A 13,471-nucleotide genomic window follows, 5' to 3' on the forward strand; every position below is an offset into this window, starting at 1 on the left:
ATTATTTTTTTAAAGGCTGATTTCTAAATTTAAATAGGTAATTGCTTTTTGAAAAGAATTAAACTTTTTAAAGATAACTCCCTTACCATCTACATAATAATAGGTAGGAAAAAGTTTAATATCTAAATCATTTTTTAAGTCATTTTCTTCATTGAACTGATTATAATTTTTCCAATTATACTGATGTTCAACTAAATATTCTCTCCAGTTTTTTTGACTTCGATCTATAGAAATTCCGATAATTTCTATGTCGTTTTTTAATAGTTGATTTTGATATTCTTGAAGTTGTTTGTGTTGTTTTACACAAGGTGCACATTCTAAATACCAAAAATCTAAAATATATTTTTTGCCTTCAGATAACGATACTTTTTCTTTAGTTTTATTTATTGTATTGAAAGTATATTTATTAAAATTGATGTATTTATCTGTAGTTTCTTTAGCAATTTCACTCTTTTTTATTTGTTTATTCTTTTTACAAGAAAAACAAATCATGATTAATGTTAAAATTAAAAAGGCTTTCTTCATCATAAAATTTCTTCGAAAATACGAAAAAAGAGAAGTATTTCTACTTCTCTTTTTATCAACTTTTAATTTAAATTTATGCAATCATCCAAAACCTTTTAATCTCAGAACATACTTTCGCAACTTGCATTAGTATTTTTTCTGAATTCTTTGATGCTGAAACAATTCTACCATCAAAAACATCTAATGAAAAACAAATATCATTTAATGGAATTGCATTATAATTTGATGCAATTTCAGAAATATGCTTATACAAAATTGTAGCTACCATTTTTGAATCTTGTATTTCAAAAATATTCCCTTTTGATAGATGAATTTTAACCCCTCCAATATATTTTTCACCTTTATAATTAATTGTAAAAACTATATCTGGAGAAACTAATATTTCCACACCATCAATAAAAGTAGATTTAATTACTCTCTTTTTTATAATAGTTAGGTCATGATTTTTAAGAATCTCAGGAATATCAATATCTAAAAATTTCCTCATGGCTAACAAAGATGAAGTTTTATTAGTAATTTGTTGTGGTTTACTAACTATTTTATTTTTCAGCTTCTCAAGCCCTTTAATAATTGGCTCTTCATTTCCATTTTCAGATAAAGATCTTTTTATGCAAGCCCTAGGTGTTTGATACCATCCTACTTTTAATATAGGGGGCTCTTTAGAATCTTTAATTATCCTTCTTTTTTTTGCGTCTGTACCTTTAGAAAAATCAACTAAAGGATTTATTGAAATTTTATATTTCATTTTTTATATAAATATATATTGTAATTCTTCTTTTTAAATCACAATTGTTAACAAGTGTATATTTTGTTGATATTTTTTTTTAACTCTTTAACCGCTGTAGTTAAAGAGAAATCAATAAAAATTCACTTTTAAGAAATATTTATACTTGGTAGAAAGGTTTGAATTTTGTACGTTTGAAGTAACAAAATTAGATGAGGTAATCTTTATCTTTTTTTATCGGCTAAATTTTTGCATCCACTCAAAAATTTATTAGAATACCAAGAGGGATATTTCTAAATGTCCCTTTTTTTTATGTGTTTTTTTTACTGCCTCAGCTTGCTGTTTTTAATATATTCATAATAAAGAGAAGCCTTTCGACTTCTCTTTTCAACTTTTAATTTAATTGATTTAAGAACCACACATTAAACAATCGTCATCTGGTGCTCCGTTTTTAGAAGCATCAACCATTGCTTTAAATTCTGCAGGACTCATTGGTTTATCTTCAATAACTTCTGCTTTCTTTTCTTTAGAAACTGTAAACTGAGTTGCATTTACAGCAGATTTAGTTCTTAGGTAATACATTCCTGTTTTTAACCCCGATTTCCATCCGTAGAAATGCATTGATGTTAATTTACCAAAATCTGGATCTTTCATAAACAAGTTTAACGATTGAGATTGATCAATAAAATATCCTCTATGACGCGCCATATCAATAATATCTTTCATACTCATTTCCCAAACGGTTTTGTACAATTCTCTTAATTCTGCAGGAATTGCTTCAATATGTTGTATAGAACCGTTTGCACGCATAATATCTTCTTTCATATCGTTATCCCACAAACCTAACTCTACTAAGTCTTCTAATAAGTGTTTGTTTACAACAATAAACTCTCCCGATAAAACTCTTCTTGTATAAATATTTGAAGTATAAGGTTCAAAAGCCTCATTATTTCCTAAAATTTGAGAAGTTGATGCTGTTGGCATTGGAGCAACTAATAAAGAGTTTCTAACCCCATGTTTCATAACTTGCTTACGCAATTTGGCCCAATCCCAATTTCCACTTAATTCATCATCTTTAATTCCCCACATGTTAAATTGAAACTCTCCTTCTGACATTGGAGAGCCTTTAAATGTAGAATAAGGTTCTTTTGCTTTAGCCATTTCCATAGAAGAAGTTACCGCAGCAAAATACATGGTTTCAAAAATTTCTTGATTTAATTTTTTTGCTTCGTCACTTGTAAAAGGTAAACGCAAGTTGATAAATGTATCTGCTAAACCTTGAATCCCTAATCCTACAGGTCTGTGTCTAAAATTAGAGTTTTCTGCTTCTATTACAGGGTAAAAATTGGCGTCAATAACGGTATCTAAATTACGTGTTACCTTTTTAGTAACATCAAATAATTTTTTATGGTTAAAGAATTTCTCTCCATTTTCTTTTTCAGAAACAAACATTGGCAAAGCAATAGATGCTAAGTTACATACAGCAACTTCGTCTTTTGCAGTATATTCCATAATTTCTGTACACAAGTTCGAAGAACGAATTGTACCTAAATTTTTCTGATTTGTTTTTCTATTTGCCGCATCTTTATACAACATGTATGGTGTACCTGTTTCTATTTGAGATTCTAAAATTTTCTCCCAAAGTTCACGAGCTCTTATTGTTTTTCTTCCTTTACCTGCTGCTTCATAACTAGTATACAAACGTTCAAATTCTTCACCGTAAGTATCGTATAAATGTGGACATTCATGAGGACACATCAAAGTCCATTCTGCATCTTCCTCTACACGTTTCATGAATAAATCCGAAATCCACATTGCATAGAATAAATCTCTTGCGCGCATCTCTTCTTTACCGTGATTTTTTTTCAAATCTAAAAAGTCGAAAATATCTGCATGCCAAGGCTCTAAATACATGGCAAAAGAACCTTTACGTTTTCCTCCACCTTGATCTACATAACGTGCAGTATCATTAAATACTTTTAACATGGGTACAATACCATTAGATGTACCATTGGTACCAGCAATATAAGAACCTGTAGCTCTAATATTATGCAAAGACAAACCAATACCACCTGCAGATTGCGAAATTTTTGCAGTTTGTTTTAAGGTATCGTAAATCCCTTCTATACTATCATCTTGCATTTGCAATAAAAAACAAGAAGACATTTGAGGTTTTGGTGTACCTGAATTGAATAAGGTTGGTGTTGCATGTGTAAAATATTTTTTACTCATTAACTCATATGTAGCTATTGCTTCATCGATATCATTTTTATGAATACCAATAGAAACACGCATTAACATATGTTGTGGACGTTCTGCTATTTGTCCGTTCAATTTTAATAAATATGAACGTTCTAAAGTTTTAAAACCAAAATAATCATAATTAAAATCTCTATTATAAATAATAGTAGAGTCTAATTTCTCCGCATTTTCTTTTATTATTTGATACACATCATCTGCCAACAATGGTGCTTTTTTCTCTGTACGTGGATTTACATAATAATACAAATCATCCATTGTTTCTGAAAACGATTTTTTTGTGTTTTTATGTAAATTAGACACGGCAATTCTTGCAGCTAATTTTGCATAATCTGGATGAGCAGTTGTCATAGTAGCTGCCGTTTCTGACGCTAAATTATCTAACTCTGAAGTAGTTACACCATCATACAAACCTTCAATTACACGCATTGCAACTTTTACTGGATCGACAATTTTATTTAATCCGTAACACATTTTTTTAACTCTTGCTGTGATTTTGTCGAACATCACTGGCTCTTTCTTGCCGTCTCTTTTTAGTACAAACATTGTAATATTGGGTTTTTATTTGGTTATTAAAGCCGCCAAAACATCCACTTTTTGGCTAACTATTTTTATTCTAATATGTTGGAGCGTGTAAACTCTAAAAATCTGAATCGAAACTAATGCTTCCTGTTCCTCCAGATTTTACACCTGCTTTTTGGTATTCTGACACTCTTTTTTCGAAGAAGTTGGTTTTTCCTTCTAAAGAAATCATTTCCATAAAATCGAACGGATTTGTTGCTTCATACTCTTTCTCGCAACCAAATTCTAGCAGCAATCTGTCTGTAACAAATTCTAAATACTGTGTCATTAACTTAGAATTCATCCCTATTAAACTAGCAGGCAAAGATTCCGTAATAAACTCACGTTCAATATCTAAAGCATCTAAAAGTATTTCTCTAATACGTTCTTTAGGTACTTTATTCACCATATGGTTATTGTGTAAGTGTACTGCAAAATCACAATGCATTCCTTCATCACGAGAAATTAACTCGTTAGAAAAAGTTAATCCAGGTAATAAACCTCTTTTCTTTAACCAAAAAATAGAACAAAATGCACCAGAAAAGAAAATTCCTTCTACTGCCGCAAATGCAATTAATCTTTCTGCAAAAGAATCAGATTCTATCCATTTTAATGCCCAATCTGCTTTCTTTTTAATTGCAGGAAAGTTTTCTATTGCTCTAAATAATTTATCTTTTTCTACTTCGTCTTTTACATAGGTATCAATTAATAAAGAATACGTTTCTGAGTGAACGTTTTCCATCATAATTTGAAAACCATAGAAAAATTTAGCTTCTGAGTATTGTACTTCATTTACAAAGTTTTCTGCTAAGTTTTCATTTACAATACCATCTGAAGCTGCAAAAAAAGCTAAAATATGTTTGATGAAATAACGCTCATCATTTGTTAATTTAGAATTCCAATCTACAATATCTGCATGCAAATCTATTTCTTCGGCAGTCCAAAAACATGCTTGTTGTTTTTTATACCAATCCCATAAATCATCATGTTGAATTGGAAAAATTACAAAACGATTATCATTAGGCTGTAAGATTGGTTCTATAAAAGACATATTTTTTAGCAGTTTTTAAGGTTTATGAATGTTATTTTATCGTTAAGAACGACTCTTACAAAGATTGCTTTTTTTACTTCAAAATGAAAGTCATACTTATTCACAAAACCCTTGAAGTTTTTAACAAATTCTCTTTTTTTAGTTTTTTTTCGAAATTTCAATAATTACACAAACTACACATTATCAGTATTTTAAAATGTTAAATTTTTCTAAAGCCCTAGTTTTATTGACATTCTAGTAAAAGGATTTTAAACCAACAAAATCGACTTGTTTTTTAAAAAAACTAAAAACTAAAATTCTACTGAAATTAAAAATAAAAGAAAACTATTATGAATAGAGAACTCAAAAAAATGTAGAAACCTAAATATATAAACGTATCTTTGTACTATTATTAACATTTATTATATAACAAAGTGAAAAAAGGGACAGTAAAATTCTTCAACGAATCTAAAGGATTTGGATTCGTAACAGAAGATGATTCAAACACAGAGTATTTTGTACACGTATCAGGATTAATTGACGAAGTGAGAGAAGGTGATGCAGTAGAATTCGATCTTAAAGAAGGTAGAAAAGGTTTAAACGCAGTAGACGTTAGAGTTATCTAATTATATTCTTAAATTTTTTACAAAGTAACAAGTCGCTTAAAATGTTTTAAGCGACTTTTTTTTGTCTTATTTTTGCAGAAATCGTTTCCTTAATGAAAAATAAATTCCCAAGAGTTGTACAAATTGCTATAATTTCTGTTTATATAATTTTTTTAGCAGGCTCAGTTGTTAGAATGACTGGCTCTGGAATGGGTTGTCCTGACTGGCCTAAATGTTTTGGTTATTACATACCACCAACTTCTGAAGAGCAAATTACATGGAAACCAAATACAGAGTTTAAAAAAGGGTTTATTATTATTAAAGACGAAACCTTATTTGTTGCAGAACAAAATGTAAAAACTTCTGATGATTTCAATCAAAATAATTGGAAAAAATACACAAAACACAATTACGCTAAATTTAACAAATACCACTCTTGGACAGAATATATTAATAGATTGACATCTGTTTTAGCTGGTTTTGTTTTTCTTTTTTTAATCTATGGAGCTAGCAAATATTGGAAAAAAGACAAAAGAATTCCTTATTTGGCCTTTACTTCTTTCTTTTTAATGCTTGTTGAAGCGGCTTTAGGAAAAATGGTTGTTGACACTAATTTAAAACCAGAAATGATAACCATACACATGGTTATTGGCTTGATAATTATTGCAATCTTACTGCAACTAAAGTTTATAATTTCTAATAAAAAGACGCAACACAGATATAATTCACTTTTCAACAAACTGCTAATTGTTTCTGTAGTTTTTTCTTTAATTCAGATTGCACTAGGAACTCAAGTAAGACAATTTATAGACGAACAGGTAAAACAATTTGGTTTTGAAAACAAAAATTACAGTTTAATGAACCCTAGTTTTAAATTCTATTTTCATAGATCTTTTACAATTGCAATTGTGCTCGTAAACTTAGGACTTTTCTATTTGAATCAAATTAAAAACTTAGGTTACAAGTTGGTAAATTGGATTGTTGCTTTAATCTTTTTAGAAACCATTACGGGAATTTTAATGTATTACGCATCATTTCCTTTAGGAACACAAGCAACACATTTATTAACTGGTGCTATTTTATTTGGATTGCAGTTCTATTTATGGATACAAAGCAGAAAAGGAGTTAACAGTATTCAGTAACTATTTTTTATTTCTCATTATTTTCAGACTCGGACTATGGATGAGCGTTTACCCAAACCTCGCCATCAGAAAAATATTCTTTCTTCCAAATAGGAACCGTTTCTTTTAAGGTATCAATAGCAAATTGACAGGCTAAAAAAGCTGCTTTTCTATGTTTTGATGATGCTGTAATGATTACCGGAACATCCCCAATTTGTAACATTCCTTCTGCATGATGAATGGCAATTTTTTGGATATCAAACTTTTCTAAAACCAAATTAGCAATGTTTTGCATTTCTTTAATTGCCATTGGTTTATATGTAGAAAAATCTAACTGAAGAACTTCTTTTCCTTGTGTATCATTTCTTACAGTTCCTACAAAAGCAGAAATCCCACCACAGGAATCATCAGTAACAAAATTGTAACACTCATTTAAATCTAATTTCTCTGAGGTTATTTTAATAGAAGTTCTTTGCATACATCAACAAAAATAATAATTCATAATGTATCTTTGCCATCTAATTTTCAATACTTCAAAAAAATGAAAAGTATCTTTAGAATTGTAAGTTTATTAGAAGGAATTTCTTACCTGTTATTATTATTCATTGCAACGCCAATTAAAGCATTTCAAGGCGATGAAACCTATGTGAAAATGTTAGGAATGCCACATGGGATTCTTTTTATACTGTATGTTATTTTAGCTTTTATGCTAAAAAAAGAAATGAAATGGGATCACAAAAACTTTGGAATAATATTACTTTGTTCTTTATTACCTTTTGGCACTTTTTATATGGATAAAAAATATTTGAGATAATTTTACCCTCCACTCACTGGAGGTATAATTGCAACAACATCACCGTCTTTTAAAAGCAAACCCTCCTCTGCATATGTTTCATTAACAGCAATTGCATACGAATTGATGTTTTTTAATTCCGGATATTTTTCTTTTAAAGTAATTTTAAAATTTCCTATTGATATTTTTTCATCAACAAGAATTTCTACCTGAGATGTTTTTACTAAATCTGTTGTAATTCCAAAAAATAATACTTGGATTTTCATTTTTCAAAACTAATTAAAACAAGCTTAATCTAAACAATAATCCATCGTTTTTCACTCCTCCATAATTAGAGTGAACATAATCTACGCGTAAAAACCTCCATTTACCAAAACCAATATTATCTAAACCGATAGAGTATTCCGTATATGGTTTTTTATCTGCCATAAACAATGTTTTTGCTCCTCCAACCAAATGGAAATTTAATTTATTTACTAGTGGAACTTTTCCTAAAACAGCTCCTTTAAAATTGTGTTCTACATGTGCCTCTGCGTATTTGTCATTGGTATAAAACTTATAATATTCTAACAAACCAAAACTATTTAACTCACTATCTAAAGGAAAGGCCAATTTATTTCCCTTAGCCTGTAAATAATCCATAAAAGCAATGTTTTTCTTTTTCAAAAACAAACCTCCTCTAATATTATATACAAACTGACCGTAATTTCCTGCGTTTACATTTTGTCTTATATTAGCTCGTAACAAATCTGAATTTAGCTCAGAATTAGATGCTCCAAACTTTTTTGTGTACCTAACACTTACAGAAGGAAACTTAGGATTACCAATATTAAATTTACTATTTGGATACGATAAATATTTTTGCCCAAAAATAAATGTTGCGCCAACATTTAATGTTGCTATTTTATGCTCATCAAAAGGTGCGTTGACAAAATCTGTTATATCTAAAGGATTGTTTGACTTGTATCCTCCATTTTTATTTTGACTAACAAACGAATAATTTGTAGTATTAAACAGAGGTTTTCTATTTGCATACTCTAAAGAAGATGACAAATAAATTCCGTTTTCTATCTCTTCAGAATAACTAACCTTTACAAAGCTTTTTTCATAAAATTTTAAATAATTCACTCTTTCAAACAACGAACTAATTGTGTTATTTAGTTTCATTATTGGGTTTCTGTCATTAAACTGAGCTGTTGTTACCCCTCCAGAAATGGTTACTCTTGGTCTAGAAATATTGTTCCAGTTTTTACTAAAAAAGAACGTTGGTCTTATGCGTTCATCAGAAAAACCATAATTCACTTTTACACCTGCATTCCACCATTTTCCTTTTTCATTCTGATCTTTAGAATAACTTACACCTAAAGAAGTATTAAACCCTTGCACTGTATTAAAACTAAAATCGCCTATTAATCCACTAAAATTTAAAGACCAATCTTCGTATGAATTTCTATAAGAATACCCTGTAATTGGAGCTAATAAATTAAATTTATTTGTTTTTCTATCTAAAGAATCTAAATACTTTTTAGATTTACGTACAATTTTTATACTGTCTTTAATCTTATAATCTTTAACCTCTTCTGTTGTTAATGGTACGGGTCTTAAATTATTCCAAAAAACAGAATCTTTTTCTGTTGCTTCTTTTTCAAAAGTTAAAACCTCATTTGTAAAAGTATTCTCTGCATAAACTGGCGTAAAATTATATTCTGAATATGCCGAAGAAAACCGTCCATCAAACTTAAAACCAAATGCATTTACTTTAAAGTCTATACTTTGACTAATTAGCACCCAAGCATCATTTGATTGTGAGTAATTATAATTCTGTTTTAAATGTAAAACATCTACAATAGGCACATTTATTTGAGCCCCAGTTACAGAAACATCTGCCCCATACAAAGCCCAATCATCTTCTACAATATATAAAGAACCACTAAATACTCTATCATTTTTACGCTTAGGAATTATATTTATTTTATTGATGAGTTTTCCGTTTTTATCATAAAATGTTCCTTCTAATTTAAATCGATAATAGCTAAACGCATTTGTAGAAATTGGTGAAATTAAATCGTTTCCAAACTCAACACTATTATCATAAAAGTTAATATTTGCATCTTCGGCTCTGTTAAAACTAATTCCATTGTCTTGTCCGCTAACTTTAGACGCTATAATTTTTTCTTTAAATCTTTTTGGCTTTTTTTGAAATTTAATTTCAGAGACTGTCTCTGAAAGGTAAATAATACCACTTCTCGTAGAATCTAAACCCCCACCAAAGTCGCCCATATTTTGACCTAAAAACTTCTTAGGAGCGTCTTTTATTTTATACATACCACGAGAATAAAACTTAGCCGTATATTTTGAAAACTTATCTGTATTCTTTTCTTTACTTGCAATTACACTTCTAATAATTGCATCTGCAGGATTTTCTTTTGTAGAAATAGAAATTTCATCTAATTGTACATTTTCTTCTGCTAGTTGCACGCTTAATTCAAACGGAAAAGAAATAATATTCACATTCTTTTTTACTGTTTTATATCCTAAAATTTGAAAAACGATTGTATAATTCCCTTTTTTAGTAAGATTTAAAATATATTCTCCACTATCATTAGAAGTCGTACCTGTTACTGTATTTTCTAAATAAACACTCACAAAAGATAATGGATTCTTTTTTGAATCTGTAATTTTCCCTTTTACTTGTGCTAAAATAGACGCAGAAATAAAAAGAAATAATAGGGAAGTAATTTTTTTCATAATTAGGTTTTGTTGATAGACGCAAACATAGCTCTTATGTTACATGTAAAAGTTTAAATTTTGTTAAACAACACACAAAGACTTCTTAATTTTCTAAAATACTCTAAAAATACAAAAGATAGTATTTTCTAAAAAACAACTACTTAAAAGAACAGAAATTTTATTTGCTCTTTCATTGAAAAGCCTATATTTGTATGTTAAACAAGCAAATAATAATTTATGAGCGATTCTAGAAAAAGACACGAGGCTTTACTATATCACGCCAAACCAAAACCAGGAAAAATTGAAGTTGTTCCAACTAAAAAATACGCTACTCAACACGATTTAGGACTAGCATATTCTCCCGGGGTTGCAGAACCTTGTTTAGAAATTGAAAAAGACAAAAACAACGCATATAAATACACTTCAAAAGGAAATTTAGTAGCCGTAATATCTAACGGAACAGCTGTTTTAGGCTTAGGAGATATTGGCCCTGATGCTTCTAAACCCGTAATGGAAGGAAAAGCATTGTTATTTAAAATTTTTGCTGATATTGATGTTTTTGATATTGAAGTTGACGCAACAGATGTAGAGCATTTTATTCAAACCGTAAAAGCTATAGCTCCGACTTTTGGAGGGATCAATCTTGAAGATATTAAAGCTCCTGAAGCTTTTGAAATTGAAAGACGTTTAAAGGAAGAATTAGACATTCCTGTAATGCACGATGACCAACATGGAACTGCAATTATTTCTGCTGCCGCATTAAAAAATGCCATCGACATTACAAATAAAGAGATTAATAAGGTAAAAATTGTTGTAAACGGAGCAGGTGCTGCCGCAATTTCTTGTACACGTTTGTATTTAAAATTAGGTGTAAAAAGAGAAAATGTTGTAATGTGCGACAGTAAAGGGGTAATTAGAAAAGATAGAGATAATCTTACCTCACAAAAAGCTGAATTTGCAACAGATGTAGACATCAATACTTTAGATGAAGCCATGCATAATGCAGATGTTTTTATCGGCTTATCTAAAGGAAATGTAGTTTCTCCAGAAATGCTTTTATCTATGGCAAAAGATCCAATTGTTTTTGCCATGGCAAATCCAGTTGCTGAAATAGAATACGATTTAGCAGTTGCCACTAGAAAAGATATAATTATGGCAACAGGAAGATCAGACCATCCTAATCAAGTAAATAATGTACTTGGATTTCCTTTTATTTTTAGAGGTGCTTTAGATGTTAGAGCAACCAAAATTAATGAAGAAATGAAAATGGCTGCTGTACATGCCTTAGCCGATTTAGCTAAAAAATCAGTGCCAGAGCAAGTAAATATTGTTTATGACGAAGTGAGCTTAACATATGGTAGAGAATACATTATTCCAAAACCTTTTGATCCAAGATTAATTTACGAAATTCCACCAGCAATTGCTAAAGCAGCAATGGATTCTGGAGTTGCTCTAGAGCCAATCTCTGATTGGAATAAATATCGTGAAGAACTAATGGAACGTTCTGGATCTGGAAGTAAAGAAATTAGACTTCTACACAACAGAGCAAAAAGCAATAAAAAAAGAATTGTTTTTGCAGAAGCAGATCATTTGGATGTTTTAAAAGCAGCACAAAGGGTTTATGATGAAAGACTTGGAAACCCTATTTTACTAGGAAGAAAAGAGGTGATCTTAGAATTAAAAGAAGAAATTGGGTTTACAGCTAATGTCCCTATTATAGATCCAAAAACAGACGAAGAAGAAGATAGAAGAAGTCGTTTTGGTAAAGCATATTGGAAAACTCGTCAAAGAAAAGGACGTACGCTTTCTGAAGCAACAAAATTAATGAGAGAACGTAATTATTTTGCAGCAATGATGGTAAACGAAGGAGAAGCAGATGCTTTAATTACTGGATACTCTAGACCTTACCCTTCTGTAGTAAAACCAATGTTAGAACTTATTGAAAAAGACAAAGGAATTACAAAAATTGCAGCTTGTAATTTAATGTTAACCAAACAAGGTCCATTATTTTTATCAGACACCACCATCAATATAAATCCTTCTGCCAAAGATTTAGTAAAAATCTCTCAGATGACAGCTAAATTGGTGAAAATGTTTGGCATGCAACCCAACACCGCAATGTTATCATTCTCTAACTTTGGATCTTCAAATACAGAAACTTCTAAAAAAATTAGTGAAGCCGTTTCTTATATTCATCGTCATTTTCCTAATGCTATTGTAGACGGAGAAATTCAGGCAGATTTTGCATTAAATCCAGAAATGTTAGCTAAAGAGTTTCCTTTTTCTAAATTAAATGGAAAAAAAGTAAATGTATTAATTTTCCCTAATTTAGAATCTGCTAATATTACCTATAAGTTATTAAAACAAGTAGATGGAGCAGAATCTATTGGTCCAGTAGTTTTAGGTTTAAGTAAAGCTGTTCATATTTTACAATTGGGTGCAAGTGTAGATGAAATGGTGAATATGGCTGCTTTAGCTGCTGTAGACGCACAAGAAAGAGAAAGAAATAAATTGTTAAATTAGAATCCCGAAAAAGAATATATGATTACACAAATTAGAGGAAGATTAGTAGAGAAAAATCCAACAGAAGTTGTTGTAGATTGCAATGGTGTTGGATATTTACTTCATATTTCTTTAAACACTTTTTCTAGTTTACCTTCAGAGGAAAATGTAATTTTATATACGCATTTATCTGTTAGAGAGGATGCTCATACACTTTTTGGCTTTATTAATAAAACAGAAAGAGAGGTCTTTAAATTATTAATTTCCGTTTCTGGTGTTGGACCTAGTATAGCAAGAACAATGTTGTCATCTATGACCTCGGAAGAGATACAAAATGCAATTGCCGCAGAAAACGTAGCTTTAATTCAATCTGTAAAAGGAATTGGTGTTAAAACTGCCCAAAGAGTAATTGTAGATTTAAAAGATAAAATTTTAAAAACCTTTGATATCGATGAAGTTTCTGTTTCAGCAAGCAATACAAACAAAGATGAAGCGTTATCTGCTTTAGAAGTTTTAGGGTTTAACAGAAAGCAAGCGAGCAAGGTTGTATCTTCCGTTTTAAAAGAAAGCCCAGAAGCAACTGTGGAAAAAATAATAAAATTAGCTTTAAAAAACTTATAA

At 29.9% G+C, this 13,471-nt stretch carries 12 protein-coding genes; 5 read left to right on the forward strand and 7 right to left on the reverse strand.

Features of this window, described 5'->3' with window-relative positions; genetic code table 11:
- Nucleotides 1-9 precede the first annotated feature (9 nt).
- From MC378_RS09150 to MC378_RS09165, 4 genes are all read right to left on the reverse strand, one after another.
- The gene (locus MC378_RS09150) at nucleotides 10-528 is read right to left on the reverse strand and encodes a TlpA family protein disulfide reductase (protein WP_242178459.1); all 519 of its coding nucleotides are present in this window, start codon (nucleotides 526-528) and stop codon (nucleotides 10-12) included.
- Between the two features lie 70 nt (nucleotides 529-598).
- On the reverse strand, nucleotides 599-1,270 hold the full coding sequence (locus MC378_RS09155; protein ID WP_242178460.1) for a hypothetical protein: 672 nt from the start codon (nucleotides 1,268-1,270) through the stop codon (nucleotides 599-601).
- A 387-nt stretch (nucleotides 1,271-1,657) separates the two neighbouring features.
- Nucleotides 1,658-4,054 (reverse strand): ribonucleoside-diphosphate reductase subunit alpha, encoded by a 2,397-nt coding sequence (locus tag MC378_RS09160; RefSeq protein ID WP_242178461.1) that lies wholly within the window; start codon nucleotides 4,052-4,054, stop codon nucleotides 1,658-1,660.
- A 94-nt stretch (nucleotides 4,055-4,148) separates the two neighbouring features.
- Complete coding sequence (locus tag MC378_RS09165; protein ID WP_242178462.1) at nucleotides 4,149-5,120, reverse strand: ribonucleotide-diphosphate reductase subunit beta; 972 nt, start codon at nucleotides 5,118-5,120, stop codon at nucleotides 4,149-4,151.
- A 413-nt stretch (nucleotides 5,121-5,533) separates the two neighbouring features.
- Between MC378_RS09165 and MC378_RS09170 the strand changes: the two genes are divergently transcribed.
- Nucleotides 5,534-5,725: a cold-shock protein gene (locus tag MC378_RS09170; RefSeq protein ID WP_087521645.1), complete on the forward strand. Its 192-nt coding sequence runs from the start codon at nucleotides 5,534-5,536 to the stop codon at nucleotides 5,723-5,725.
- A 92-nt stretch (nucleotides 5,726-5,817) separates the two neighbouring features.
- Nucleotides 5,818-6,846 (forward strand): COX15/CtaA family protein, encoded by a 1,029-nt coding sequence (locus tag MC378_RS09175; RefSeq protein WP_242178463.1) that lies wholly within the window; start codon nucleotides 5,818-5,820, stop codon nucleotides 6,844-6,846.
- 34 nt (nucleotides 6,847-6,880) lie between these two features.
- On the opposite strand, the gene MC378_RS09180 is transcribed toward MC378_RS09175, so the two are convergent.
- A complete protein-coding gene (locus MC378_RS09180; RefSeq protein WP_242178464.1) occupies nucleotides 6,881-7,303 on the reverse strand; it encodes a molybdenum cofactor biosynthesis protein MoaE in 423 nt (140 codons plus the stop codon).
- A 63-nt stretch (nucleotides 7,304-7,366) separates the two neighbouring features.
- Here MC378_RS09180 and MC378_RS09185 point away from each other — a divergent pair, with 63 nt between their 5' ends.
- The gene (locus MC378_RS09185; protein WP_242178465.1) at nucleotides 7,367-7,639 is read left to right on the forward strand and encodes a DUF3817 domain-containing protein; all 273 of its coding nucleotides are present in this window, start codon (nucleotides 7,367-7,369) and stop codon (nucleotides 7,637-7,639) included.
- Nucleotides 7,640-7,641: 2 nt separating this feature from the next.
- Here the strand turns inward: MC378_RS09185 and MC378_RS09190 are convergent, their stop codons facing one another.
- A complete protein-coding gene (locus MC378_RS09190) occupies nucleotides 7,642-7,884 on the reverse strand; it encodes a MoaD/ThiS family protein (RefSeq protein WP_242178466.1) in 243 nt (80 codons plus the stop codon).
- Nucleotides 7,885-7,897: 13 nt separating this feature from the next.
- Complete coding sequence (locus MC378_RS09195; RefSeq protein WP_242178467.1) at nucleotides 7,898-10,366, reverse strand: DUF5686 and carboxypeptidase regulatory-like domain-containing protein; 2,469 nt, start codon at nucleotides 10,364-10,366, stop codon at nucleotides 7,898-7,900.
- A gap of 219 nt (nucleotides 10,367-10,585) precedes the next feature.
- Here MC378_RS09195 and MC378_RS09200 point away from each other — a divergent pair, with 219 nt between their 5' ends.
- Both MC378_RS09200 and ruvA read left to right on the forward strand, forming a co-directional pair.
- Entirely contained in the window at nucleotides 10,586-12,871 is a 2,286-nt protein-coding gene (locus MC378_RS09200; protein WP_242178468.1) for an NADP-dependent malic enzyme, read from the forward strand.
- 18 nt (nucleotides 12,872-12,889) lie between these two features.
- Nucleotides 12,890-13,471 (forward strand): Holliday junction branch migration protein RuvA, encoded by a 582-nt coding sequence (gene ruvA, locus MC378_RS09205; RefSeq protein WP_242178469.1) that lies wholly within the window; start codon nucleotides 12,890-12,892, stop codon nucleotides 13,469-13,471.

The organism is Polaribacter marinus, assembly GCF_022662535.1.
Classification (GTDB): Bacteria; Bacteroidota; Bacteroidia; order Flavobacteriales; family Flavobacteriaceae; genus Polaribacter; species Polaribacter marinus.